This is a genomic window from Streptomyces sp. AK02-01A (genome assembly GCF_033795305.1).
Lineage (GTDB): Bacteria > Actinomycetota > Actinomycetes > Streptomycetales > Streptomycetaceae > Streptomyces.
This window is the reverse complement of record NZ_JARBAE010000001.1, coordinates 456,655-479,537: the sequence shown is the minus strand read 5'-3', so window position 1 is coordinate 479,537 and position 22,883 is coordinate 456,655. Positions and strand designations below refer to the sequence as shown.

The window sequence follows — 22,883 nt, the reverse complement described above, 5'->3', positions numbered from 1 at the left end:
AAGACGCTACCACCGGGCGAGGAGTGGACGTGACTCGTTTTCGACGGCGGGCCAACAGATGACCGATGACAGAAATTGAAATCTGTCATCCGTCATGCCATAGTCGGTCGGGTCACTCCTTGATCCATATCGCTCCCGCCCGCTCTCCGGCGGGATCCGCATCGGAGGCAATCTCATGGCCACCCTCCCCACCCGCCGCCTCGGCTCCACCGGCCCGCATGTCTCCGCTCTCGGGCTCGGCTGCATGGGCATGTCCGCGTTGTACGTGGGCGGCGACCGCGCCGACTCGATCGCCACCATCCACGCCGCCCTGGACGCCGGCGTCACCCTGCTCGACACGGGCGACTTCTACGGCATGGGCCACAACGAACTGCTGATCAACGAAGCGCTGCGCACCGCTCCGGCCGGAGCCCGCGAGCGGGCCCTCACCAGCGTCAAGTTCGGCGCGCTGCGCGACCCGGACAACGGCTGGGCCGGAAACGACGGACGTCCGGCCGCCGTGAAAAACTTCGCGGCGTACTCGCTGCGGCGCCTCGGCACGGACCACATCGACATCTACCGGCTCGCCCGGGTCGACCCGGACGTCCCGATCGAGGAGACGGTCGGCGCCATCGCCGAGCTGGTCGAGGCCGGCCATGTGCGCCACATCGGTCTCTCCGAGGCCGGCGCCGAGAACATCCGCCGGGCGGCCTCCGTCGCCCCGATCTCCGACCTCCAGATCGAGTACTCCCTGATCTCGCGCGGGATCGAGGACACCATCCTGCCCACCGTCCGCGAGCTGGGCATCGGCGTCACGGCGTACGGCGTGCTCTCGCGCGGGCTGATCAGCGGCCACTTCACTCATACGCGCGAGCTGGACCCGGCCGACTTCCGCGCCGCCAGCCCTCGCTTCCAGGGCAGCAACCTCCGGCACAATCTGGCGCTGGTCGACTCGCTGCGTGAGATCGCCGAGCGCAAGGGCGTCACCGTCGCCCAGATCGCCATCGCCTGGGTGCTGTCGCGAGGCGACGACATCGTGCCGCTCGTCGGCGCCCGCCGGCCCGACCGGCTGGCCGAGGCCCTCGGCGCCTTCGGCGGCGGCCCGGACGGCCTGCTCGACGCGGACGATCTCGCCGCCATCGAGCGGGCCGTCCCGGCCGGCGCCGCCGCCGGCGACCGCTATCCGGCCGCGCAGATGCCGCATCTCGACAGCGAGCGCTGACCGTGCGGCCATCGGCGGCGGCGGTCGGCGGACGGCCGGACGGTGGTGGCTGACAGGTAACGTCATCTGTCAGGTACGCCGCACAGACCAAGAAAGGCCGGACACTCCATGGCCACCGAGTCCCTGACCGCCGAGCGCATCCTCGAAGCCACCGAGGAGGTCCTGCGCCGCTACGGCCCGGCCAAGGCGACGGTCGTCGATGTGGCGCGGCTGCTCGGCGTCAGCCACGGCAGCGTCTATCGACACTTCCGCACCAAGGCGGCGCTGCGCGAGGCCGTCACCGCGCGCTGGCTGCGGCGCACGGAGGCCGCCCTGGAGCAGATCACCGGCACCGCTGCCGCACCGGGCCCGGAGAAGCTGCGCGGCTGGCTGCTGACGCTGTTCGACGCCAAGCGCCACAAGGCGGGAGACGATCCGGAGCTGTTCGCCACCTTCTCCGCGCTCATCGCGGAGAACAGCGCGGTGGTCGACGCACATCTGACGGAGCTCACGGCGCAGCTCACCAGGATCGTCCAGGAGGGCGTGCGCGCCGGGGAGTTCACGGCGGCGGACCCGGCCGCCGCGGCCGGCGCGGTGTTCACCGCCACCTCCCGCTTCCATGACCCGGCGTACGCCGCGGAGTGGCACAAGCCCACCATCGGCGACGAGTTCACCGCCGTGTGCGATCTGATACTGCGCGGGCTGCGGGTCTGAGCCGGTCCGCCGCTCGCCGTCAGCCGGTGGTCGGGTCCACCGTCGCCTGGTGGGCTTCGGTGAGATGTTCCTCGGCCTTGAGCCACGGCAGGAACTGCGCTCCCTTGCGCCAGCCGCAGGTGTCACATATCAACGACCGCTGCACACCTGCCTTCTGGACGCGAACGACATGTTCCCGTCCGTGCTGATCCCATCTGCTGACCTTGCTGGTGGTCGTGGACGGCATCCGTGCCTCCTGTTGACGCGTGTGCCCAGTCTGCAGTGAAGCCCCCGGTTCCGTGGCGGAACCGGGGGCTTCATTGCCATGAACGTAACAGGTCAGCAGCCGAGCAGCCGGCCGCCGAGGTAGCTCTGGATCTGGTCCAGCGAAACGCGCTCCTGCTTCATCGTGTCGCGCTCGCGCACGGTCACCGCGTTGTCATCGAGAGTGTCGAAGTCGACGGTGACGCAGAACGGCGTACCGATCTCGTCCTGGCGGCGGTAGCGGCGGCCGATGGCGCCGGCGTCGTCGAACTCGATGTTCCAGTTGCGCCGCAGGTCCGTGGCGAGACCCTTGGCCTTCGGCGAGAGCTGCGGGTTGCGGGAGAGCGGCAGCACGGCGACCTTGACCGGCGCCAGACGCGGGTCGAGCCGCAGCACGGTGCGCTTCTCCAGTACGCCCTTGGCGTTGGGCGCCTCGTCCTCGTTGTACGCGTCGAGCATGAACGCGAGCATCGCGCGGCCCACACCGGCGGCCGGCTCGATCACATACGGAGTCCAGCGCTCGCCGGCCTCCTGGTCGAAGAACGACAGGTCGTGGCCCGACGCCTTGGAGTGCGCCGTGAGGTCGTAGTCGGTGCGGTTGGCGACACCTTCCAGCTCGCCCCACTCGCTGCCGCCGAACTGGAAGCGGTACTCGATGTCAGCGGTGCGCTTGGAGTAGTGGGAGAGCTTCTCCTTCGGGTGCTCGTACCAGCGCATGTTCTCCTCGCGGAGACCCAGGTCGCGGTACCAGTTCCAGCGCTGCTCCATCCAGTATTCCTGCCACTGCTCGTCCTCGCCCGGCTTGACGAAGAACTCCATCTCCATCTGCTCGAACTCACGGGTGCGGAAGATGAAGTTGCCCGGAGTGATCTCGTTCCGGAAGGACTTGCCCGTCTGAGCGATGCCGAACGGCGGCTTCTTGCGGGAAGTCTGCTGCACCTGGGCGAAGTTGGTGAAAATACCCTGTGCGGTCTCGGGCCGCAGATAGGCGACGGAGCCGGAGTCCTGCGTCGGGCCGAGGTGGGTGGTGAGCAGGCCGGAGAACTGCTTGGGCTCGGTAAAGGTGCCCTTGTTGCCACAGTTGGGGCAGTTGAGGTCGACCAGGCCATTCGCGGGGGCCTTGCCGTGCTTCTCCTCGTACGCCTCCTCCAGGTGGTCCGCGCGGAACCTCTTGTGGCAGGAGGTGCACTCGGTGAGCGGGTCGGTGAAGGTCGCGACGTGGCCGGACGCCTCCCAGACCTCCGTGGCCAGGATCACTGACGAGTCGAGACCGACAACGTCCTCGCGCGAGGTGACCATGTAGCGCCACCACTGGCGCTTGAGGTTCTCCTTGAGCTCGACTCCGAGCGGCCCGTAGTCCCAGGCGGCTCGCTGACCACCGTAAATCTCACTGGACGGGTAGACGAAGCCACGGCGCTTGCTCAGGTTGACGATGCTGTCGATCTTGTCGGCGGCCACGGTGCTCTCTTCATTACGACGACGACGAACGGCGAATGCTTCAGATTACCGGCGGCCGCACCCTCTGGATCAAATCGGTGCGAGGTAAGAGTCCGTACCGTCCCTTGTTGACAATCGTTTCCAGTTTTGTTGAAAATGACTGTCATGAACGTACGACGCCTCATACCCACCGCCGCCATGGCCGGAGCTGTCACACTCGGCCTGGTCTCATTGTCCGCCTGCTCCGCCTCCGACGCCGCCGACGGAGGCGACAAGAAGGGCGGAGAGAAACTCGGGATCACCGCGTCGTTCTATCCGCTGCAGTTCCTGGCCACGGAGATCGGCGGCGACCATGTCTCCGTCACCACTCTCACACCGCCCGGTGTCGAGCCGCACGACCTGGAGCTCAAGCCCAGGGACGTCGCCAGGCTCGGCGACGCGGGCGTCATCCTCTATCTCAAGGGCGTCGCGCCGGCCGTCGACGACGCCGTCGCCCAGTCCGGCGACGAGAACGTCGTGGACGCCGGCTCTCTCACGACGCTGGAGAAGCACGGCACCGAGGCCGGTGTGCACGAGGAGACCCACGAAGCCGAGGCGGAAGAGGCCACACCGGACGGCAACGACCCGCACATCTGGCTCGACCCGGTGCGGTTCGCCGAGGTCGCCCAGGGCGTCGGCGCCTCCTTCGAGAAGGCCGACCCGGACCACGCCGCCGACTACAAGAAGAACACCGACGCCCTGGTCAAGAAGCTCGGCGACCTCGACTCCGCCTTCAAGCAGGGCCTCGCGAACACCACCGGCAAGACCTTCATCACCACCCACGCCGCCTTCGGCTACCTCGCCGAGCGCTACGGCCTGGAGCAGGAGGCCATCGTCGGGATGGACCCGGAGGCGGAGCCGAGCCCGGCGCGGATCAGCGATCTGGGGGCCGTTGCGAAGCGCGAGAAGGTGAGCACCGTATTCTTCGAGACGCTCACCAGCGACAAGACCGCCAAGACCATCGCCGCCGACGCGGGTCTGAAGACCGATGTCCTCGACCCGATCGAAGGGATCACGGACCGGTCCAAGGGCGGCGACTACATCGAGGTCATGGAGTCCAACCTGACCGCACTCCAGAAGGCACTCGGCGCGAAGTGAAGCGTGTCACGTGAAACAGCCAGCAGCATCGGAGGCGCCCGACATGGCGACTGTGCACGGCGCGGGATCCGCGCGGGCCGCGGAGACAGCCGCGCCCGCGGCGGAGAACGGGCAGGCGGACCAGGACGCCACATCTGTCATATCCGTCCGCGGCGCCGGAGCGGAACTCGGCTCACGTCCCGTGCTGCGAGGCGTCGACCTCACCGTGCGCCGCGGTGAGGTCGTCGCCCTGCTCGGCGCCAACGGCTCGGGCAAGTCCACGCTCGTCCGCGCGGTCATCGGCCAGGTGCCGCTGACCGAAGGCGAGATCACCTTGTTCGGCACGGAACGGCGCCGCTTCCGCGACTGGGCGCGCATCGGGTACGTACCGCAGCGCACCACGGCGGCGGGCGGCGTGCCCGCCACGGTCCGCGAGGTCGTGTCCGCCGGCCGGCTGTCCCGTACGAAGCTGCGGTGGCCCGGCAGAGCGGACCGGGCGGCCGTCCAGCGGGTCATCGAACTCGTGGGGCTCGCCGACCGCGCCAAGGACTCCGTCAACGCGCTCTCCGGCGGCCAGCACCAGCGCGTGCTGATAGCCAGGGCACTCGCCGCCGAACCCGATCTGCTGATCATGGACGAGCCGATGGCGGGCGTGGACCTGGCCAGCCAGCGGATTCTGGCGGCGACCCTGCGCCAGCAGGTGGCGGCCGGCACGACCGTCCTGCTCGTCCTGCATGAACTGGGCCCGCTGGAGCCGCTGATCGACCGCGCGGTGGTCCTGCACGACGGCCGCGTGGTGCGCGAGGGACCGCCAGGGACCGTCGGCCCGCACTCCGGGCCCGGCCATGACCATGCCCATCCTCACGCGGCCGGTGAGCCGCTCCGTACGGGACTGCTGACCTGACCATGGAAATCCTCCAGAGCGCACTCATGCAGCGGGCCCTGATCGCGGCGGTGCTCGTCGGTATCACCGCTCCCGCCATCGGTATCCATCTCGTGCAGCGCCGCCAGGCGCTGATGGGCGACGGCATCGGCCATGTCGCCCTGACCGGCGTCGGCCTGGGCTTTCTGCTCTCCACCAGCCCGGTGTGGATGGCGACCCTGGTCTCGGTGTTCGGCGCCGTGACGATGGAGCTGATCAGGACGTACAGCCGCACCCGCGGTGACATCGCGCTGGCCATGCTGTTCTACGGCGGAATGTCGGGCGGTGTACTGCTGATCAATCTCGCGCCGAACGGCTCCACCGGGGTGCTCAGCTCGTATCTCTTCGGTTCGCTCTCCACGGTCTCGTCCCAGGACGTGATCTCGATCTCCGTGCTCGCCGCCTTTGTCGTGCTGGTCACGGTGGGGCTGCGACGGCAGCTCTTCGCGGTCAGCCAGGACGAGGAGTTCGCCCGGGTCACCGGACTGCCGGTGCGCGCGCTGAATCTGCTGATCGCGGTCACGGCCGCGATGACGGTCACCGTCGCCATGCGGGTGGTGGGACTGCTGCTGGTCAGCGCGCTGATGGTGGTGCCGGTGGCGGCGGCCCAGCAGATCACCCGGTCCTTCCTGGTGACCTTTGTGCTGGCCGTCGTGATCGGTACGGCCGTCACACTGGCCGGCACGGTCACCTCGTACTACCAGGACGTACCGCCCGGCGCGACGATCGTGCTGATCGCGATCGGCCTCTTCCTGGTCCTGACCGCGCTCGCCACTCCGCTGGCACGACGCCGGGCCCGCGCGCTGAAGGCTGTGCCGGAGGCGCACGAGGCGACCGCCGAACCGCCGTCGGCCGAGGAGGACCGCGCGGTGAAGGCTCCGTCCGTACCTGCCGCGCGGCGGCCCGCCGACGACATCACGGCGTGACCACGAACTGGCAGAATGGGCCCGATGGATGCGGGCAAGGCCCGGCGGATACGGGCAGAGGCAAGGAGGCACCTGTGACGACTGCGCCGAACAGTGAATCAGACGCGGCCCCCGTGCGCGGCCGATCCACACGGCAGCGTGCGGCGGTTGCGGCGGCGCTCGACCAGGTGGACGAGTTCCGTAGCGCGCAGGAGCTCCACGACGTGCTCAAGCACCGCGGTGACTCCGTCGGTCTGACCACCGTCTACCGGACGCTCCAGTCCCTCGCCGACGCCGGCGAGGTCGACGTACTGCGCACCACCGACGGCGAGTCGGTCTACCGGCGCTGCTCGACCGGCGACCATCATCACCATCTCGTGTGCCGGATCTGCGGAAAGGCCGTCGAGGTCGAAGGGCCCGCGGTGGAGCAGTGGGCCGAGACGATCGCGGCGCAGCACGGCTATGTGAGCGTGGCGCACACGGTGGAGATCTTCGGTACCTGCGCGGAGTGCGCGGCGCCTGCCGGAAGAAACTAGGCCCCGTTTCAGGCCAGGGCTTCTGTCTTCAGGTCAGGGCTTCTGTCTTCAGGGCAGGTCCGGACGCTGTCGGGTCCGGCGGTTGAGGGCTCCGTGCCCGTCGACCGCCGGACCCGCCGCATGTCAGCCCTGCCGCTCGGCGGACGCGGACGCCGGCCCGGACTCGGCCTCGTTCTCGCCGTCCTCACCGGTCGCCTGGTTCGGCAGCGCGCCGCCGAAGCGCCGGTCCCGGGACGCGTACTCCAGACAGGCCCGCCACAGATCCCGCCGGTCGAAGTCCGGCCACAGCACGTCCTGGAAGACCATCTCCGCGTAACTGCTCTGCCAGATCAGATAGTTGGACGTGCGCTGCTCACCACTGGGACGCAGGAAGAGGTCCACGTCCGGCATGTCCGGGTAGTACAGATACTTCGCGAAGGTCTTCTCGTTGACCTTCGACGGGTCCAGCTTGCCGGACGCCACATCGGCCGCGAGCGCCCGCGCCGCGTCCGCGATCTCGGCGCGACCGCCGTAGTTGACGCAGAAATACAGCGTCATGGCATCGTTGTCCTTCGTCTGCTCCTGGGCGACCTGGAGTTCCTCGACGACGGACTTCCACATCTTGGGCATCCGGCCGACCCAGCGGATCCGAATGCCCAGCTCGTCCATCTCGTCGCGGCGGCGACGGATGACATCGCGGTTGAAGTTCATCAGGAAGCGCACCTCGTCGGGCGTGCGCTTCCAGTTCTCGGTCGAGAAGGCGTACAGAGAGAGGTTCTTGACGCCCATCTCCAGACAGCCCTTGAGGACATCGAGGACGACGCCCTCGCCGACCTTGTGGCCCTCCGTGCGCGGCAGCCCGCGCTCCTTGGCCCAGCGGCCGTTCCCGTCCATGACGACAGCCACATGCTTCGGCACCAGCTCGCCGGGGATCTTCGGCGGGCGCGCACCGGACGGGTGCGGTTCCGGTGTCTTGTAGTCGCGGCGGGACCGCCCCATGATTCCGCGTCGTGCCATGCGCTCTTGTCTCCTAGTTCTTTTCCACGTATCTGAGCGAGCGCAGGCCGCGCTCCAGATGCCAGTGCAGATAGGCGGACACCAGCCCGCTGCCCTCTCTGACGTGCCGTGCCTCGCACGCGTCGGCCGCCTCCCAGTCACCGGTCAGCAGCGCGCTGAGGAGTCCGACGGCCTCCGCCGAGGGTACGACGCTGCCGGGCACCCGGCAGTCTCCGCAGGTGACTCCGCCCGCCGCGACGGAAAAGAAGCGGTTCGGGCCGTGCAGTCCGCATCGCGCGCAGTCGTCGAAGCTCGGCGCGTAGCCGTTGACGGCGAGGGAGCGCAGCAGGAAGGCGTCCAGGATCAGATGCGGGGCGTGCTCGCCACGAGCGAGCGTACGCAGCCCGCCGACGAGAAGCAGATACTGCTGGACGGCCGGCTCACCCTCATGATCGGTGAAACGCTCCGCGGTCTCCAGCATGGCGGTGCCCGCCGTGTAACGGGCATAGTCCGTGACGATGCCACCACCGTACGGAGCGATGGTCTCGCTCTGCGTACAGAGCGGCAGCCCGCGGCCGATGAGTTCGCTGCCGCGCGCGAAGAACTGCACATCGACATGGGAGAACGGCTCCAGCCGCGCTCCGAACTTGGACTTCGTCCGCCGCACTCCCCGGGCGACGGCGCGGACACGACCGTGGCCGCGGGTCAGAAGCGTGATGATGCGGTCGGCCTCACCGAGCTTCTGGGTGCGCAGCACAACGCCGTCGTCCCGGAACAGACTCATGGACTCCATTCTCCCGCATGCCCGCGTGCCCCTCGCAGTGCCGTCCCTGTTCGCGACGGCCGGAGATCACGAAGGCGGAGACCGACTCGTCCGCGTGTATGTCTCCACGGGGCAGCCTGTGACGCGCAGGGCTGTCGGGACGGCCGTACTGGACGCGTCGCCGCTGCTGATGCCCGGGTCGGCTTCCTCTGCCCGCACGACCCGGACCGGATCTCCGCCCTGGACGCGATGGACCGGGAACTCGTCAGTGACAGCCTGGTCCACCGGTACGACCCATGGCGTCTCCGGACGGACTGCGCGGCAGCGAGGGCACGTTCAACCTGTGCGGCTTCCTGGGCGGACACCGGACCGGGCCCGCGCCGCACGCCCGACCTGGCCTTCACGACACCTCCCGAGGCGGTCCAGACGCCTGAGACGCCCGAGGCACCCGGGGACGACGACTGACAGCCGACGCCCGCTCCCTCCGCGACTGCCGCCCTCAGCCCGCCCGTTCAGCCGGCGGGACCAGATGCGTCGCCGCCGCCCTGCGGAACGCGGCGAGCAGCGGGTGCCGTTCGCCGGATCTGGTGGCCAGCACGACCCGCACCGGCAGCGCGTCCGAGACCGGAACGCTCACGATGTCCGGCCGCAGATTGGCCGCGAACCCGGCCGGCGCCAGCGACACCACGTCATCGCCCGCGACCAGCTCCAGCTTGTCCTCCAGCGTCTCCACCAGCGCACCCAGCCGGGTGTGGCCCGGCGGATTGGCCCCGCCCCCGTCGATGCCCGCGAACCGGGGCAGCGTCTCGTCGGCGATGTCGTCGAGGGTGACCGACTCCTTCCCGGCCAGCCGGTGGCCGAGCGGGACCAGCAGGACGCGCGGCTCCTCGTAGAGCGGGGTGATCTCCAGCCCGTCCCCGGCGAACACCAGCCGCGCCGCGACCACGTCCACCCGGTGGTCGAGCAGCGCGTCCCGCGGCTCGCTCCAGCTCAGGTGCGCGGCGCGCACATCGGCCTCCGGATACCCGTGGCGCAGCTCGCGCACGGCCGGGGTGACGATGAGATTCGTGGTGTAACCCACGGTGAACGGACCGTGGCCCGCTGCGGACCGGGCGCTCGCCGTGGCCCGTGCGGCGGTCCGCAGCAGCTCCCTGGCCTGCGGCAGAAAGATCTCGCCGGCCTCGGTCAGCCGCGTCCCGCGCGGAGTACGGTCCAGCAGCCGGGCACCGAGCTGCTGTTCCAGGCGCCGGATCTGCCGGCTCAGCGACGGCTGCGCCAGCCGCAGCACGTCGGCGGCCCGGCCGAAGTGCAGCTCGTCGGCGACCACCGTGAAGTAGCGCACCAGGCGCAGCTCCAGGTCCGCCGGCGGTACGCGGGAATCGGTCACCCCTCGACCCTACTCCCGCCATGAGCTGCGGCCATGACCGATGGAGCATCACCCGGTGCCAAACAGGTCTTGGACCGGCGGCCGGTGCGGGACGCAGGCTGGGGTCGTCCCAGCAGAAACTCTCCGTGAGGTAAACAGTCATGCGTGTATTCGTCACCGGCGCCACCGGGTTCATCGGCAGCGCGGTCGTCCGCGAGCTGCTCGGCGCCGGGCACCAGGTGCTCGGCCTGGCCCGCTCGGACGCGGCCGAGGCGGCCCTGAAGGAGGTGGGGGTGGAGGCGTACCGGGGCGATCTGAACGACGTCGACGGGCTGCGGGCCGCGGCGGGAGTCACGGACGGCGTGATCCACACCGGCTTCAACCACGACGACATGCCCGGCGCCCTGCGCACCGAGCTCGCCGCGCTCGCGGCGTTCGGCGACGCCCTCGAAGGCTCCGGCCGCCCCCTCGTCATCAGCTCCGCCACCGGTGTGCTCACCCCCGGCCGCCTCGGCACCGAGACCGACGGCCCGGACCCGGCGGCGCCCGGCGCGCACCGGGGCGAGGCGGAGCGGGCCGCGCTGGCCCTGGCCGACCGTGGCGTACGGGTCTCCGCGATCCGGCTCTCGGCGTCCGTGCACGGCGCCGGCGACCACGGCTTCGTCCCGAACCTGATCGGCCTCGCCCGGGACAAGGGCGTCTCCGCCCACCCGGGCGACGGCGCCAACCGCTGGCCGGCCGTGCACCGCCTCGACGCCGCCCGGCTCTACCGCAAGGCCCTGGAGTCGGCCGACGCCGGTGCCGTCCTGCACGCGGCCGCCGAGGAGGGCGTACCGCTGCGGGCCGTCGCCGAGGTTGTCGGCCGCCGCCTCGGCGTGCCGGTGGTCTCTCTCGGCGAGGAGGAGGCGGCCGCCCACTTCGGGTGGATCCTGCGGTTCGCCCGCAACGACAACCCGACGTCGAGCACCGCGACCCGGGAGCGCTACGACTGGCACCCCCAGGAGCCCGGCCTGCTGGCCGACCTCGACCAGGACCACTACTTCGCCTGACCCACCGGGGACCGGCTCGGCCGGACCGGCCCACCAGGTCAGCCGGCCTTCGTATCGGATTCCCGCCGGCATCGGCCACCCGCGTGGCCGATGCCGGCGGGCATGCCCGGCCTCGCCGCCCGCCTCGGCTACAGCCCTCGCCAGGTCGAACGTCACCTTCTCGCCGAACTCGGCGCGGGCCCGCCGGCCCTGGACCGCGCCCAGCGCGCCCAGACGCTCAGACGCTCAGACGCTCAGGAGGGCGTGCCCGAGGCGGCCAGCAGCAGCCTCGCGGTGTCGTCCGCGCACAGTTGGAGCGCGCCGCCGACAATGCTCAGCACCTCGCGCTCCGCCGGGCTGTAGGGTGCGTCGGCCAGAGCGATTCTGGCGCCCTGCAGCAGGATCGACTCCCGTCCCGCCGAGGCGAGATGAGAGGCCAGCGGCTCCAGGGCCTCGTGCAGCTCGATGGCGAGCGCCGCGCCACAGGGACCCGGGTCGACGACGAACCGGCCGGTGTCGGCGACGAGCGCCTCGACCAGGCCCGTCAGCCTGTCCTCCGTGCAGTCCTCGAAACCGGCCGCGCGGGCGGCGAGCACGGCGGTGTGCCTGACCGTACGGGAGGAGGTGCCGCCGGCCACGAGCACGGCGAGCACGACGGTGTGGACGGCGTCCCGCAGCATCGCGGAGAAGCGGACGGTGGTGGGATGGTCGAGGATGTCCGTGCCGAAGTGGGCGTGGCAGGCGGTGCATTCGACGATCGGCCCGGCGGGTCCGCGGGAGAGAACGGGGACACCGAGGACGGTGAAGCGACGACGGCCCGTACGACGCCGGTAGTTGCGGTCGCCGCCGCAGTCGGGACAGAAGAACTCTCCGTCTCCGACGGTGTTCCAGGACGTGCGAATGCCGCAGATGCGCAGATTTCGGCCGCTTGGTCTATGAACTGGCAGCACGTCGCGCACCTCCGTAACGCTCCGGCAACATTGCCGCGTTGACGTGATGTTAGCCACATCTTTGAGGTGGCGTCAGCACCCCGGCGTGAGATCGCCATGACATGGCTGAACCCCGCCCACCGTGTCCGGTGGACGGGGTTCGTAAAAGCTCAGGTCAGCGCGTTGCGCGGTTCACAGCGGAGATAACCGCCTTGAGTGAGGCCCGAGTCGTGTTCGCGTCGATTCCGATGCCCCACAGCACCTTTCCGTCGATGGCGCACTCGATGTACGAGGCCGCCTGCGCGCTCGCGCCCTCGCTCATGGTGTGCTCCTGGTAGTCCAGCAGCCGGGCGTCCACGCCGACCGCCGCCAGCGCCTCGAAGAAGGCCGAAATCGGGCCGTTGCCGGTGCCCGTCAGCACCGTCTCCGCGCCGTCCACGACGGCCTGCACGGTCAGGGTGTCGCGCCCGTCCGTGTCGGTCGTGGTCTGGCCGGAGCGGAGCTGGATGCGGCCCCAGGAATTGTCGGGATTGGGCAGGTACTCGTCCTGGAAGACCGACCAGATCTGGCCGGGCGTGACCTCGCCGCCCTCGGCGTCGGTCTTGGCCTGGATGATCCGGGAGAACTCGATCTGCATCCGGCGCGGCAGGTCCAGCTTGTGACCGTTCTTGAGGACGTACGCGACACCGCCCTTGCCGGACTGCGAGTTGACCCGGATGACCGCCTCGTACGAACGGCCCACGTCCTTGGGGTCGATCGGCAGATACGGCACGGCCCACTCGATCTCCTCGACCGTCTTGCCGCGCGCCTCGGCGTCGGCCGCCATCGCGTCGAAGCCCTTCTTGATGGCGTCCTGGTGGGAGCCGGAGAAGGATGTGTAGACCAGATCGCCCGCGTACGGATGGCGCGGGTGGATCTCCATCTGATTGCAGTACTCGCTGGTACGGCGGATCTCGTCGATCGCCGAGAAGTCGATCTGCGGGTCGACGCCCTGCGAGAAGAGGTTCATGCCCAGCGTCACCAGGTCGACGTTGCCGGTGCGCTCGCCCTGGCCGAACAGACAGCCCTCGATACGGTCCGCACCGGCCATCAGCGCCAGTTCGGCGGCGGCGACGGCGGTGCCGCGGTCGTTGTGCGGGTGCACGGACAGACAGACGTACTCACGGCGGGACAGGTTCCGCGACATCCACTCGAAGCGGTCCGCGTGCGTGGACGGCGTCGAACGCTCCACCGTGGCGGGCAGGTTGAGAATGATCTCGCGGCCGGCCTCGGGCCCCCACACGTCCATGACGGCTTCGCAGACCTCCAGCGCGAAGTCCAGCTCGGTGTCGGTGAAGATCTCCGGGCTGTACTGGTAGCCGAAGACGGTCTCGGGGCCGAGGATCTTCTCCGCGTACTCCATCACCAGCCGCGTACCGTCCACGGCGATCTGCTTGACCTGTTCCTTCGTGCCGCGGAAGACGACTCGCCGGAAGGTGGGAGCGGTGGCGTTGTAGAGATGGACGGTCGCGCGGTGGGCGCCGCGCAGCGACTCGACGGTGCGCTCGATCAGTTCCTCGCGCGCCTGGGTCAGGACGGAGATCGTCACGTCCTCGGGGATCGCGCCCTCTTCGATGATCGATCGCACAAACGCGAAGTCGGTCTCGCCGGAGGACGGGAAGCCGACCTCGATCTCCTTGTAGCCCAGACGTACCAGCAGGTCGAACATCTCGCGCTTGCGCGCCGGTGACATGGGATCGATCAGCGCCTGGTTGCCGTCACGCAGATCGGTGGAGAGCCAGCGCGGGGCGGTGGTGATCCGGTTGTCGGGCCAGGTGCGGTCCGGGATGTCCACGGCCTCGTAGCGGCCGTACTTGTGGATCGGCATCCGGGACGGCTTCTGGGTGTGGGTCGCGTTGGTGATGGGCGTGGGGCGACCGACAGAAGGTGCAGACATTGCGCAGGGCTCCTCGTGTGTCCATTGGGGACGGCCGACGGGGCGTGATCACCGCAACGCCAGACTCCGCGGGGAGGGGGTCGGCCTACGACTACAGGCCCTCGCCGCGGCAGCTAAGGAGAAGCAGCCCGAAACGCATGATGTGTCGAGACTAGCGGAGCGGCGCCGTCCACGGAGTATCCGTATCAGCATGCGGGATCAGCGAGGTCAAGAGCGAATACCGACGGATCACCCCAACGAAGTGCGGCAGGTCACTCCATCTCAGCAAAGATGGTCGCATTGAGTGACAGAGCACTGACGGAGTGCCACATTGCTCGCATGAACGCCACCCACTCCGTTTTCTGCGCCATCGTCCCGCCTCATGTCCTCGACAAGCTCGCGCAGGCCGACGACCCCGCGCTCTCCGCGCCGGCCCGCCGCACCCTGGAGGCGGACGCCGCGCGGCGGACGCACCGCCATCTGTCGGTGACGGGAGGAGTCCGTACGGCCCGTGATCCGGCCGGTGCCAAGGCACCGGAGAGCCCTCGGCGGAGCATCTACGACTGCGAGCACCGCACCGTCCTGCCGGGCAAGAAGGTCCGCGGCGAGGGCGACGAGCCCGGTGCGGATGCCACCGTCAATCGCGCGTACGGCGGACTCGGCGCCACCCTGGAGCTGCTGCTGAAGGCGTACGGACGCAATTCGCTCGACGGCGCGGGGCTCGCGCTGACCGCCAGCGTGCACTACGACAAGCAGTACGGGAACGCCTTCTGGGACGGCGACCAGATGGTCTTCGGAGACGGCGACGGCGAGATCTTCCTCGACTTCACGCTGCCTGTCGATGTGATCGGCCATGAGCTGGCCCACGGCCTCACGCAGTACACCGCCAACCTCAGCTACTTCGGCCAGCCGGGCGCGCTGAACGAATCGGTGTCGGACGTCTTCGGCTCGCTGGTCAAGCAGTACACCCTGGACCAGACGGCCGAGCAGGCGGACTGGCTGATCGGCGCGGGCCTGCTCGCTCCCCGGGTCACCGGTGTGGCCCTGCGCTCCATGAAGGCGCCGGGCACGGCGTACGACGACGATGTCCTCGGCAAGGACCCGCAGCCGGCCACGATGGACGACTTCGTCCGTACGGGACGGGACAACGGCGGCGTCCACATCAACTCCGGCATCCCCAACCACGCCTTCTATCTGTTCGCCGAGCGCGTCGGCGGAAAGGCCTGGGAGCGGGCGGGCCAGATCTGGTTCGACGTGCTGACCGGCGGCGAGCTGCGGGCCGACGCGAAATTCGCGGACTTCGCCCGGCTGACCGTCGCGGCGGCGCGAGCGCGTTACGGCGACGGCGCCGAACACGAGGCCGTGCTGAAGGCGTGGTCCCAGGTCGGCGTTCCCACCGCATGAGGCCCGGGCGGCGGCTACCGCCGTCGTCCCCGACGCACTAGACAGGAACCATGCGTATCCAGGTACGGCGTACGGGCGGTTTCGCGGGGATCGAGCGCAGGGCCGAGGTCGACACCTCGGCCCTGCCCGATCCCCAGGCGTGGCAGGAGCTGGCCGAGCGGGCACTCGCGGACGGCCGGGAGGCTCCGGCCTCCGGCGTGCCCGACGGCTTCAGCTATGCGATCACGATCGACGGCCGTACGGTCCACTGCGCGGACCCACGGCTGTCGGAGGCGCAGCGGGCGCTGGTCTCGCGGGTCCTCAAAGAAGGCGCCTGAATCCTCAAAGAAGGCGCCTGAAGGAGAGGTGCCCGGCCGAGAGGCCGGCTGACGCGCGGCCCGGCGGCGCTGCGGCCGTGGTCAGAAGCCGAGCTTGGCGCTGCGGCCGTGGTCAGAAGCCGAGCTTGCGGAGCTGCTTGGGGTCGCGCTGCCAGTCCTTGGCGACCTTCACATGCAGGTCGAGGAAGACCGGCGTGCCCAGCAACGCCTCGATGTGCTTGCGGGACTTCGTCCCGACCTCCTTGAGCCGCTTGCCCTTGGGGCCGATGATGATGCCCTTCTGGCTGGGCCGCTCGATATAGACATTGGCGTGGATGTCGAGCAGCGGCTTGTCGGCCGGGCGGTCCTCGCGCGGCAGCATTTCCTCGACGACGACCGCGATCGAGTGCGGCAGTTCGTCCCGTACGCCTTCCAGCGCGGCCTCGCGGATCAGCTCGGCCACCATGACCTGCTCGGGCTCGTCGGTCAGATCGCCTTCCGGGTAGAGCGGCGGGCTCTCCGGGAGCAGCGGCACCAGCAGGTCCGCCAGCAGTCCGATCTGCTGATCGCCGACCGCCGAGACCGGCACGATCTCCGCCCATTCCAGGCCGAGTTCGCGGCCGAGCTGGTCGATCGCGATGAGCTGCTCGGCGAGCGTCTTGGAGTCGACGAGGTCCGTCTTGGTGACGACGGCGACCTTCGGCGTCTTCTTGATGGCGGCCAGTTCCTTGGCGATGAACCGGTCACCGGGGCCGAGCTTCTGGTCGGCGGGCAGACAGAAGCCGATCACGTCGACCTCGGCCCATGTCGTGCGCACCACGTCGTTGAGGCGCTCACCGAGCAGAGTGCGCGGCTTGTGGAGGCCAGGAGTGTCGACCAGGATGAGCTGCGCCTCGGGCCGGTGCACGATGCCACGGACGGTGTGACGCGTGGTCTGCGGCCGGTTCGAGGTGATGGCCACCTTCTGACCGACCAGAGCGTTCGTGAGGGTGGACTTGCCGGCGTTGGGACGGCCGACGAAGCAGGCGAAGCCGGCCCGGTGCGGGGCTCCGGCTGTCTCGGGAGAGGGGGTACGAGCGCTCATGGCGCCCATTCTCCCCGATCGTTTACGCGCCGCCGACCAGATTGCCGCCGTGGTCGTCGTCAGCCGGCCGTCACGGTCGTCCGCAGCACACCGTCGGGGCCTGCCACCAGGACCGGTGTGGCGGGACCGCCCAGATCACACACGGCCGCGCGGTCCTCGGCAGCGGCGGCCTCGGCGGTGGTGACGACGGCCGCCGCCTCCAGCGAGGTCGCGCCACTGGCCACGGCCATCGCGACCGCCGTCCGCAGCGCGCTGAGCTTGAGGGAGTCCAGTTCCACGGTGCCCGCGACATAGGTACGTCCGGTCTCGTCCCGTACCGCCGCGCCCTCGGCCACGCCGTTACGGGCGCGGGCGCTGCGGGCCAGAGTGATGATCTTGCGGTCCTCGGCGCCGAGGTCGGTGCTCTGTGTCATGTGCCGAGCATAGGCAGCGCACGGAGCGCTCCCGGCGACGGGTCACGACTGGTGGACGCGCCGCGCGGAGGTGGCCTATGCGTCAAAGTCGTATTCGAGAACGTATGACGCGGAGTCGAGCGTCATCTCGTTGACCTCCACCGGACGGCCCTCGGCAGCGAACGCCGTGCGGCAGACGAGCATGACGGGCGTGCCCGTGGCGAGGCTCAGTCGCCGCGCTTCGTCCTGGGACGGCATGCGTGAGCGGATCTCTTCCCTGAAGTGCACGGGTCTGAAGCCCAGTTCTCCGAGACGGGCATAGGTTCCACCGGGACCGGTGTCCTCCCGGCTGATGGCCGAACCCGCCACGAGGTCCGCCGGAAGGAAGCTGGCGGCCAGCAGAACCGGCTTTCCGTCGAGGACGAATCGCCGATTCCGTACGCACACGGCGTCGCCCGGCGCGATGCCGAGGACACGCGCGATCCGTTCCGGCGCGGCCTCCTCGGTCACGCTGACCTGATCCACGACGAGGGTCCGATCCTCGATGTCCGCCGACCAGATCGAGCGACCGGCGCCCCATCGCTCGCGCGAAAGCCGCTCGACACCGTGGCGCCTCAGCGGGCGAAACGACCGGACGAACACACCGGCGCCTTTGCGGGACTCGGCGATTCCCTCGTTCTGCAGCACTCCCAGCGCCTGCCGTGCGGTCATCCGGGCCACGCCGTGGGCAGCCATGAGGTCGTTCTCGCCCGGCAGCCGCGCACCCGGACCGTACTCGCCCGATTGAATGGCCTCGCGGAGCGTGTCGGCGATGCGCTGGTATTTCGGCGGACGGCCACTGTCCTCGGTCGCCATGGATGAAGCTCCTCCCTCTTCTCTGGCGACCCTAGCGACCGTACGACCGCGATACGGACGGCGTGCTGTGGACCGCGCTCCCTTGCGGTGTGCACGAATTCACGATCGTTGATCTGAACCCGGAGAACGCGACGCGCGGGTAGACCCATGAAAGGCCGGGCCGACAGAGCGGCTCAGGGCCGGTCGAGCCGGAGGCGCTGTGCCTTTGGCAGGCCCGCCACCACCAGGTCGTACGAGTCCTCGATCAGCTCCCGCACCATCCGGTCCGGCAGTCCGCCGACCGTGACCGTGTTCCAGTGGCGCTTGTTGAGATGCCAGCCGGGAACGATCCCCGGATGCGCCTCGCGGAGCCGGATCGCCTCCTCCGGATCGCATTTGAGGGCCACCTTCAGCGGGCGCTCCTCCAGCGCACTCAACGCGAAGATCTTTCCGGCCACCTTGAAGACCGTGAGCTCCGGATAGCGCGGGAAAGGTGTGTCCTCGAAGGCCCCGTTCTGCCCGAGGCAGCAGGCCCGGATCTCCCCCGGTGTCACTGAGCCGGGGCCTCCTCGCGCACCGGCTCCGCGAGCACCGTGACGATCTTGTTGCGACGGCCGGCCGGAGACTCGGCCGTCAGCCGGAGTATGCGGCCGTCCGGCAGCTCGACCCGGGCGCTGGCGCCCGCGATCGGGACCCTGCCCAGCGCCTTCGCCAGCAGTCCGCCGACCGTCTCCACGTCCTCGTCGTCGTATTCGTCGAGCCCGAACAGCTCACCGAGATCGCCGATGTCCAGCCGGGCCGTGACCCGGTAGGAGCCGTCGCCGATCTCCTCGACCGGCGGCAGCTCACTGTCGTACTCGTCGGTGATCTCGCCGACGATCTCCTCCAGGATGTCCTCGATCGTGACGATGCCGGCGGTGCCGCCGTACTCGTCGATGACGACCGCGACATGGTTGCGGTCCTGCTGCATCTCGCGCAGCAGGTCACCGGCGTTCTTCGTGTCGGGCACAAAGGCGGCGGGACGCATCGCCGTGGAGACCGGATCGGCCTCCGAGTCTCGGTTGATGTGCGTCTTCCTGACCAGGTCCTTGAGATAGACGATGCCGACCATGTCGTCCTCGTTCTCACCGGTGACCGGGATACGGGAGAAGCCGGAGCGCAGCGCCAGGGTCAGCGCCTGGCGGATCGTCTTGTAGCGCTCGATGCAGACCAGGTCGGTGCGCGGGACCATGACCTCACGTACGAGCGTGTCGCCCAGCTCGAAGACGGAGTGCACCATCCGGCGCTCGTCGTCCTCGATGAGGGACTCCTGCTCGGCGAGGTCGACCATCGCGCGCAGTTCGGCCTCGCTGGCGAACGGTCCCTTGCGGAAGCCCTTGCCCGGCGTGAGGGCATTGCCGAGGAGGATCAGGAGCTGCGGGATCGGGCCCATGACGCGGGCGAGCGGCAGCAGGACATACGCCGAGGCCGTCGCCGTGTTCAGCGGGTGCTGGCGGCCGATGGTGCGCGGTGACACACCCACCGCGACATAGGAGACCAGGACCATCACACCGATCGCGACGACCAGCGCCGCCCAGGTCTCCGCGAACTCGTTCAGACAGACATAGGTGACCAGCACGCCGGCCGCCATCTCGCAGGCGACCCGCACCAGCAGGGCCACATTCAGATAGCGCGTCGGGTCCGAGGCGATCTGCGCCAGCTTGGCCGCGCCCCGGCGGCCCGAGCGGACGGCCTCGGCCGCCCGGAAGCTGGAGACCCGGGCGAGGCCCGCCTCGGCGGAGGCCGCCAGCCACGCCACGACGACCAGCGCGACGGCTCCGACGATCAGTTGCGCGGTCACGAGACTGTCGGCGCGGGAGACGGGCCCGTGAGCCCCTGCTCGGCCCGCCAGCCGTCGATGATCGCCGCCTGGAGGCCGAACATCTCGGCCTTCTCGTCCGGCACCTCGTGGTCGTAGCCGAGCAGGTGCAGCACACCGTGGACGGTGAGGAGCTGGAGCTCCTCGTCCATGGTGTGCCGCGTCGGGGCTTCCTCGCCCTGCTTCAGCGCGACCTCGGGACAGAGCACGATGTCACCGAGGAGCCCCTGCGGCGGCTCCTCGTCGTCCTTGACCGGCGGGCGCAGCTCGTCCATCGGGAAGGACATGACATCCGTCGGACCCGGCAGGTCCATCCACTGCATGTGGAGCTGTTCCATGGCGGCGGCGTCCACGACGATCACCGAGAGCTCGGAGAGCGGGTGGATGCGCATCCGGGCGAGCGCGTAGCGGGCGACACCGAGGATCGCCTGCTCGTCGACCTCGGTGCCTGACTCGTTGTTGACGTCGATCGACATGGTGCGCTGTGGCTCTTTCGGTTAATGTCCCAGCCCGTTGCGGCTGTCGTACTTTTCGTACGCGTCGACAATACGGCCGACGAGCTTGTGCCGTACGACATCCTGGGACGTGAGCCGGGAGAAGTGCACATCGTCGAGGCCCTCCAGGATGTCCTGGACCTGACGCAGACCGCTCTTCGTGCCGCCGGGAAGGTCGACCTGGGTGATGTCTCCGGTGATGACGATCTTCGATTCGAAGCCGAGCCTCGTCAGGAACATCTTCATCTGCTCAGGGCTGGTGTTCTGTGCCTCGTCGAGAATGATGAAAGCGTCGTTGAGCGTCCGGCCACGCATGTACGCCAGCGGCGCGACCTCTATCGTGCCCGCCGCCATCAGGCGAGGGATCGAGTCGGGGTCGAGCATGTCGTGCAGCGCGTCGTAGAGCGGCCGCAGATACGGGTCGATCTTCTCGTAGAGCGTGCCGGGCAGGAAGCCGAGCCGCTCACCCGCCTCGACGGCCGGTCTGGTCAGGATGATCCGGTTGACCTGCTTGGACAGCAGGGCCTGGACCGCCTTCGCCATCGCGAGATAGGTCTTGCCGGTACCGGCGGGACCGATACCGAAGACGATCGTGTGCTTGTCGATCGCGTCGACATAGCGCTTCTGGTTGAGGGTCTTGGGTCGGATCGTCCGGCCGCGGCTGGACAGGATGTTCTGGGTGAGCACTTCGGCGGGCGTCTCGGGACCGTCCGCGCCGCCGTTCTCGCTCGCCCTGAGCATGGCGATCGAACGTTCCACTGCGTCCTCCGTCATCGGCTGACCGGTGCGGAGCACCAGCATCATCTCGTCGAACAGGCGCTGGACGAGCGCGACATCCGCCGCGCTGCCACTCGCACTGATCTCGTTTCCCCGGACATGGATGTCAGCGGCCGGGAACGCCTTCTCGATCACACGCAGCAGGGAATCCCCGGAGCCCAGGACTGTCACCATCGGGTGATTGGCGGGGACGGTGAACCGGGCACGTGCCTGCCCCTGCGCGGGGCTCTGGGCTGTAGGTGTCTGAGTCATGGGCCGGCTCTGTGGCCTGCACATACCTCCCGTTGCAGGGTTCTCGCTGCTCGACAACCTCTGAGGTACCAGCGTACGACTCCGCGCTCGGCAGGCCCTAGGGCTTTTCCGGTGCCATTCCTGGGAACTCTCCGTGGCCGGACGGCCCGGTGACGGTGCCGGAGAGCACCGGTCAGGCCGAGCGGCCGAAGCCGATCGTCGGTACGGCCCTGCGCAGCGGCCACGGTCTGGTCGGCGCGGGCAGCAGCTTCTCCAGGAAGGCGTAGCGCCGCAGCGCCGCCGGGTCCTGTTCCGGTGATCCCTGGACGTACTGCCACCAGGCCGCGACCTCCGCCCAGCCGGGCGCGGAGAGCGAACCGCCGAATTCCTGCACCGAGAGCGCGGCGGTCAGCCCGGCGAAGGCCAGCCGGTCCGCGAGCGGCCAGCCGGCGAGCGTACCGGTGACGAATCCGGCGACGAAGACATCGCCCGCGCCGGTCGGATCCAGGGCCTCCACGGCGATGGCCGGGACCTCGGCGGTGGCGCCGTTGGCACCGTCCACGGCGTACGCGCCCTCCGCGCCCAGCGTGACGACGGCGACCGGCACCCGCTCCGCGAGGACGCGTGCGGCGGTCCGCGGGCAGTCGGTGCGGGTGTAGCGCATCGCCTCCTCGGCGTTGGGCAGGAATGCCTCGCAGTACTCCAGATCGGCCAGTCCCGCCAGGTCCCAGCGGCCGGTCTCGTCCCAGCCGACATCCGCGAAGATCCGCGCTCCGGCGCGGGCGGCGCCGGCGATCCACTCCTCGCGGCGGCCGGGCGTCAGCGCGGCGACGGCGGCGCGCGCCCGAGGCGGGCACTCGGGCACGGCGCCTTCGGGAGGCGGGGCCTCATGGCCGTGCGAGACCATGGTCCGCTCGCCTTCGTAGGCCATGGAGACGGTGACCGGCGAGTGCCAGCCGGGGACGGTACGTGAGCGGGAGAGGTCGATGCCCTCGCCCTGTTCCAGCGCGTCCCAGCAGTACTCGCCGTAATGGTCGTCGCCGAAGGCCGCGGCGAGCGAGGTGTGCAGTCCGAGACGGGCCAGCGCGCTCGCCATATTGGCGATGCCGCCGGGGCTGGAGCCCATTCCCCGGGCCCAGGACTCCGTGCCGCGCACGGGCGCGGTGTCCAGGCCGGTGAAGATGATGTCGAGGAAGACCGTGCCCGTGAGATAGACATCACACTCCGGGTCGTCCGGGACGCGCAGTGCGCCGAGCGGATCGACATGGGCGGTGTGTTCCTGCGGGTCTCCGTTGGATGTGATCACGGCGGGCTCCCCGGTCGCGTGCGGATCCGGACAGTGTGCCCGATCCGCCGCGCCGGGGCCGGACGAAGGCGGTCTCCGACGCTTCCGTGTCAGCGGCCGCCGCGCCGGATCCAGGCCCTGGGCCGCGGCCTAGGCCGGGTCTGACACATAGCGCCGTCCGCCCGGAGGGCGGGGCCCG

At 69.5% G+C, this 22,883-nt stretch carries 24 protein-coding genes and 1 pseudogene; 10 read left to right on the top strand and 15 right to left on the bottom strand.

Features of this window, described 5'->3' with window-relative positions; translation table 11 throughout:
• Positions 1 to 175 precede the first annotated feature (175 nt).
• Together PV679_RS02045 and PV679_RS02040 are read left to right on the top strand one after the other, a co-directional pair.
• Positions 176 to 1,201: an aldo/keto reductase gene (locus tag PV679_RS02045; RefSeq protein ID WP_319678425.1), complete on the top strand. Its 1,026-nt coding sequence runs from the start codon at positions 176 to 178 to the stop codon at positions 1,199 to 1,201.
• Positions 1,202 to 1,309: 108 nt separating this feature from the next.
• Positions 1,310 to 1,894 (top strand): TetR/AcrR family transcriptional regulator, encoded by a 585-nt coding sequence (locus PV679_RS02040; RefSeq protein WP_319678424.1) that lies wholly within the window; start codon positions 1,310 to 1,312, stop codon positions 1,892 to 1,894.
• A gap of 19 nt (positions 1,895 to 1,913) precedes the next feature.
• On the opposite strand, the gene PV679_RS02035 is transcribed toward PV679_RS02040, so the two are convergent.
• Together PV679_RS02035 and PV679_RS02030 are read right to left on the bottom strand one after the other, a co-directional pair.
• A complete protein-coding gene (locus PV679_RS02035; RefSeq protein WP_319678423.1) occupies positions 1,914 to 2,120 on the bottom strand; it encodes a hypothetical protein in 207 nt (68 codons plus the stop codon).
• 92 nt (positions 2,121 to 2,212) lie between these two features.
• Positions 2,213 to 3,595, bottom strand: coding sequence for a glycine--tRNA ligase (locus PV679_RS02030; protein WP_319678422.1), 1,383 nt, complete (start codon positions 3,593 to 3,595; stop codon positions 2,213 to 2,215).
• A gap of 144 nt (positions 3,596 to 3,739) precedes the next feature.
• Here PV679_RS02030 and PV679_RS02025 point away from each other — a divergent pair, with 144 nt between their 5' ends.
• The 4 genes from PV679_RS02025 to PV679_RS02010 all read left to right on the top strand — a co-directional run bounded on the left by PV679_RS02025 (position 3,740) and on the right by PV679_RS02010 (position 7,053).
• Positions 3,740 to 4,711 carry a metal ABC transporter substrate-binding protein gene (locus PV679_RS02025; RefSeq protein ID WP_319678421.1) on the top strand — a complete coding sequence of 324 codons (972 nt, stop codon included), beginning with the start codon at positions 3,740 to 3,742 and terminating at the stop codon, positions 4,709 to 4,711.
• Positions 4,712 to 4,754: 43 nt separating this feature from the next.
• Positions 4,755 to 5,594 carry a metal ABC transporter ATP-binding protein gene (locus PV679_RS02020; RefSeq protein ID WP_319678420.1) on the top strand — a complete coding sequence of 280 codons (840 nt, stop codon included), beginning with the start codon at positions 4,755 to 4,757 and terminating at the stop codon, positions 5,592 to 5,594.
• A 2-nt stretch (positions 5,595 to 5,596) separates the two neighbouring features.
• On the top strand, positions 5,597 to 6,538 hold the full coding sequence (locus PV679_RS02015) for a metal ABC transporter permease (RefSeq protein ID WP_319678419.1): 942 nt from the start codon (positions 5,597 to 5,599) through the stop codon (positions 6,536 to 6,538).
• Positions 6,539 to 6,612: 74 nt separating this feature from the next.
• A complete protein-coding gene (locus tag PV679_RS02010; protein ID WP_319678418.1) occupies positions 6,613 to 7,053 on the top strand; it encodes a Fur family transcriptional regulator in 441 nt (146 codons plus the stop codon).
• 123 nt (positions 7,054 to 7,176) lie between these two features.
• Here PV679_RS02010 and PV679_RS02005 read toward each other — a convergent pair whose 3' ends face one another.
• A complete protein-coding gene (locus tag PV679_RS02005) occupies positions 7,177 to 8,049 on the bottom strand; it encodes an isoprenyl transferase (RefSeq protein ID WP_319678417.1) in 873 nt (290 codons plus the stop codon).
• 13 nt (positions 8,050 to 8,062) lie between these two features.
• Positions 8,063 to 8,812, bottom strand: coding sequence for a DNA repair protein RecO (recO, locus tag PV679_RS02000; RefSeq protein WP_319678416.1), 750 nt, complete (start codon positions 8,810 to 8,812; stop codon positions 8,063 to 8,065).
• A 136-nt stretch (positions 8,813 to 8,948) separates the two neighbouring features.
• On the opposite strand from recO, the pseudogene PV679_RS01995 reads away from it, so the two are divergent.
• Positions 8,949 to 9,147 (top strand): annotated as a pseudogene (locus PV679_RS01995) (glycoside hydrolase family 15 protein); the annotation flags it as partial.
• 143 nt (positions 9,148 to 9,290) lie between these two features.
• On the opposite strand, the gene PV679_RS01990 reads toward PV679_RS01995, so the two are convergent.
• Positions 9,291 to 10,178: a LysR family transcriptional regulator gene (locus PV679_RS01990; protein WP_319678415.1), complete on the bottom strand. Its 888-nt coding sequence runs from the start codon at positions 10,176 to 10,178 to the stop codon at positions 9,291 to 9,293.
• Between the two features lie 140 nt (positions 10,179 to 10,318).
• Here PV679_RS01990 and PV679_RS01985 point away from each other — a divergent pair, with 140 nt between their 5' ends.
• Positions 10,319 to 11,206, top strand: a complete 888-nt coding sequence (locus tag PV679_RS01985) for an SDR family oxidoreductase (protein WP_319678414.1) — start codon at positions 10,319 to 10,321, stop codon at positions 11,204 to 11,206.
• 233 nt (positions 11,207 to 11,439) lie between these two features.
• Here PV679_RS01985 and PV679_RS01980 read toward each other — a convergent pair whose 3' ends face one another.
• Positions 11,440 to 12,135, bottom strand: coding sequence for a TerB family tellurite resistance protein (locus PV679_RS01980; RefSeq protein ID WP_319678413.1), 696 nt, complete (start codon positions 12,133 to 12,135; stop codon positions 11,440 to 11,442).
• 154 nt (positions 12,136 to 12,289) lie between these two features.
• Positions 12,290 to 14,050, bottom strand: coding sequence for a 2-isopropylmalate synthase (gene leuA / locus PV679_RS01975; protein ID WP_319678412.1), 1,761 nt, complete (start codon positions 14,048 to 14,050; stop codon positions 12,290 to 12,292).
• Positions 14,051 to 14,368: 318 nt separating this feature from the next.
• On the opposite strand from leuA, the gene PV679_RS01970 reads away from it, so the two are divergent.
• Positions 14,369 to 15,433, top strand: coding sequence for a M4 family metallopeptidase (locus PV679_RS01970; RefSeq protein ID WP_319678411.1), 1,065 nt, complete (start codon positions 14,369 to 14,371; stop codon positions 15,431 to 15,433).
• Between the two features lie 50 nt (positions 15,434 to 15,483).
• Entirely contained in the window at positions 15,484 to 15,750 is a 267-nt protein-coding gene (locus tag PV679_RS01965) for a protealysin inhibitor emfourin (RefSeq protein WP_319678410.1), read from the top strand.
• Between the two features lie 112 nt (positions 15,751 to 15,862).
• Here PV679_RS01965 and era read toward each other — a convergent pair whose 3' ends face one another.
• The 8 genes from era to PV679_RS01925 form a co-directional block, all read right to left on the bottom strand.
• Positions 15,863 to 16,822 carry a GTPase Era gene (era, locus tag PV679_RS01960; RefSeq protein WP_416069629.1) on the bottom strand — a complete coding sequence of 320 codons (960 nt, stop codon included), beginning with the start codon at positions 16,820 to 16,822 and terminating at the stop codon, positions 15,863 to 15,865.
• A gap of 50 nt (positions 16,823 to 16,872) precedes the next feature.
• Positions 16,873 to 17,226: a cytidine deaminase gene (locus PV679_RS01955; RefSeq protein WP_319678408.1), complete on the bottom strand. Its 354-nt coding sequence runs from the start codon at positions 17,224 to 17,226 to the stop codon at positions 16,873 to 16,875.
• Positions 17,227 to 17,301: 75 nt separating this feature from the next.
• A complete protein-coding gene (locus PV679_RS01950) occupies positions 17,302 to 18,060 on the bottom strand; it encodes a GntR family transcriptional regulator (RefSeq protein WP_319678407.1) in 759 nt (252 codons plus the stop codon).
• A 173-nt stretch (positions 18,061 to 18,233) separates the two neighbouring features.
• The gene (locus PV679_RS01945) at positions 18,234 to 18,593 is read right to left on the bottom strand and encodes an MmcQ/YjbR family DNA-binding protein (protein ID WP_319678406.1); all 360 of its coding nucleotides are present in this window, start codon (positions 18,591 to 18,593) and stop codon (positions 18,234 to 18,236) included.
• Complete coding sequence (locus PV679_RS01940; RefSeq protein WP_319678405.1) at positions 18,590 to 19,879, bottom strand: hemolysin family protein; 1,290 nt, start codon at positions 19,877 to 19,879, stop codon at positions 18,590 to 18,592. The genes PV679_RS01945 and PV679_RS01940 overlap by 4 nt, the downstream gene beginning before the upstream one ends.
• The gene (gene ybeY, locus PV679_RS01935; RefSeq protein ID WP_319678404.1) at positions 19,876 to 20,373 is read right to left on the bottom strand and encodes an rRNA maturation RNase YbeY; all 498 of its coding nucleotides are present in this window, start codon (positions 20,371 to 20,373) and stop codon (positions 19,876 to 19,878) included. Before ybeY ends, PV679_RS01940 begins: the two co-directional genes overlap by 4 nt.
• A gap of 21 nt (positions 20,374 to 20,394) precedes the next feature.
• Positions 20,395 to 21,420 (bottom strand): PhoH family protein, encoded by a 1,026-nt coding sequence (locus PV679_RS01930; protein ID WP_319678403.1) that lies wholly within the window; start codon positions 21,418 to 21,420, stop codon positions 20,395 to 20,397.
• 172 nt (positions 21,421 to 21,592) lie between these two features.
• Positions 21,593 to 22,705, bottom strand: a complete 1,113-nt coding sequence (locus PV679_RS01925) for a carbohydrate kinase family protein (protein WP_319678402.1) — start codon at positions 22,703 to 22,705, stop codon at positions 21,593 to 21,595.
• Positions 22,706 to 22,883 lie beyond the last annotated feature (178 nt).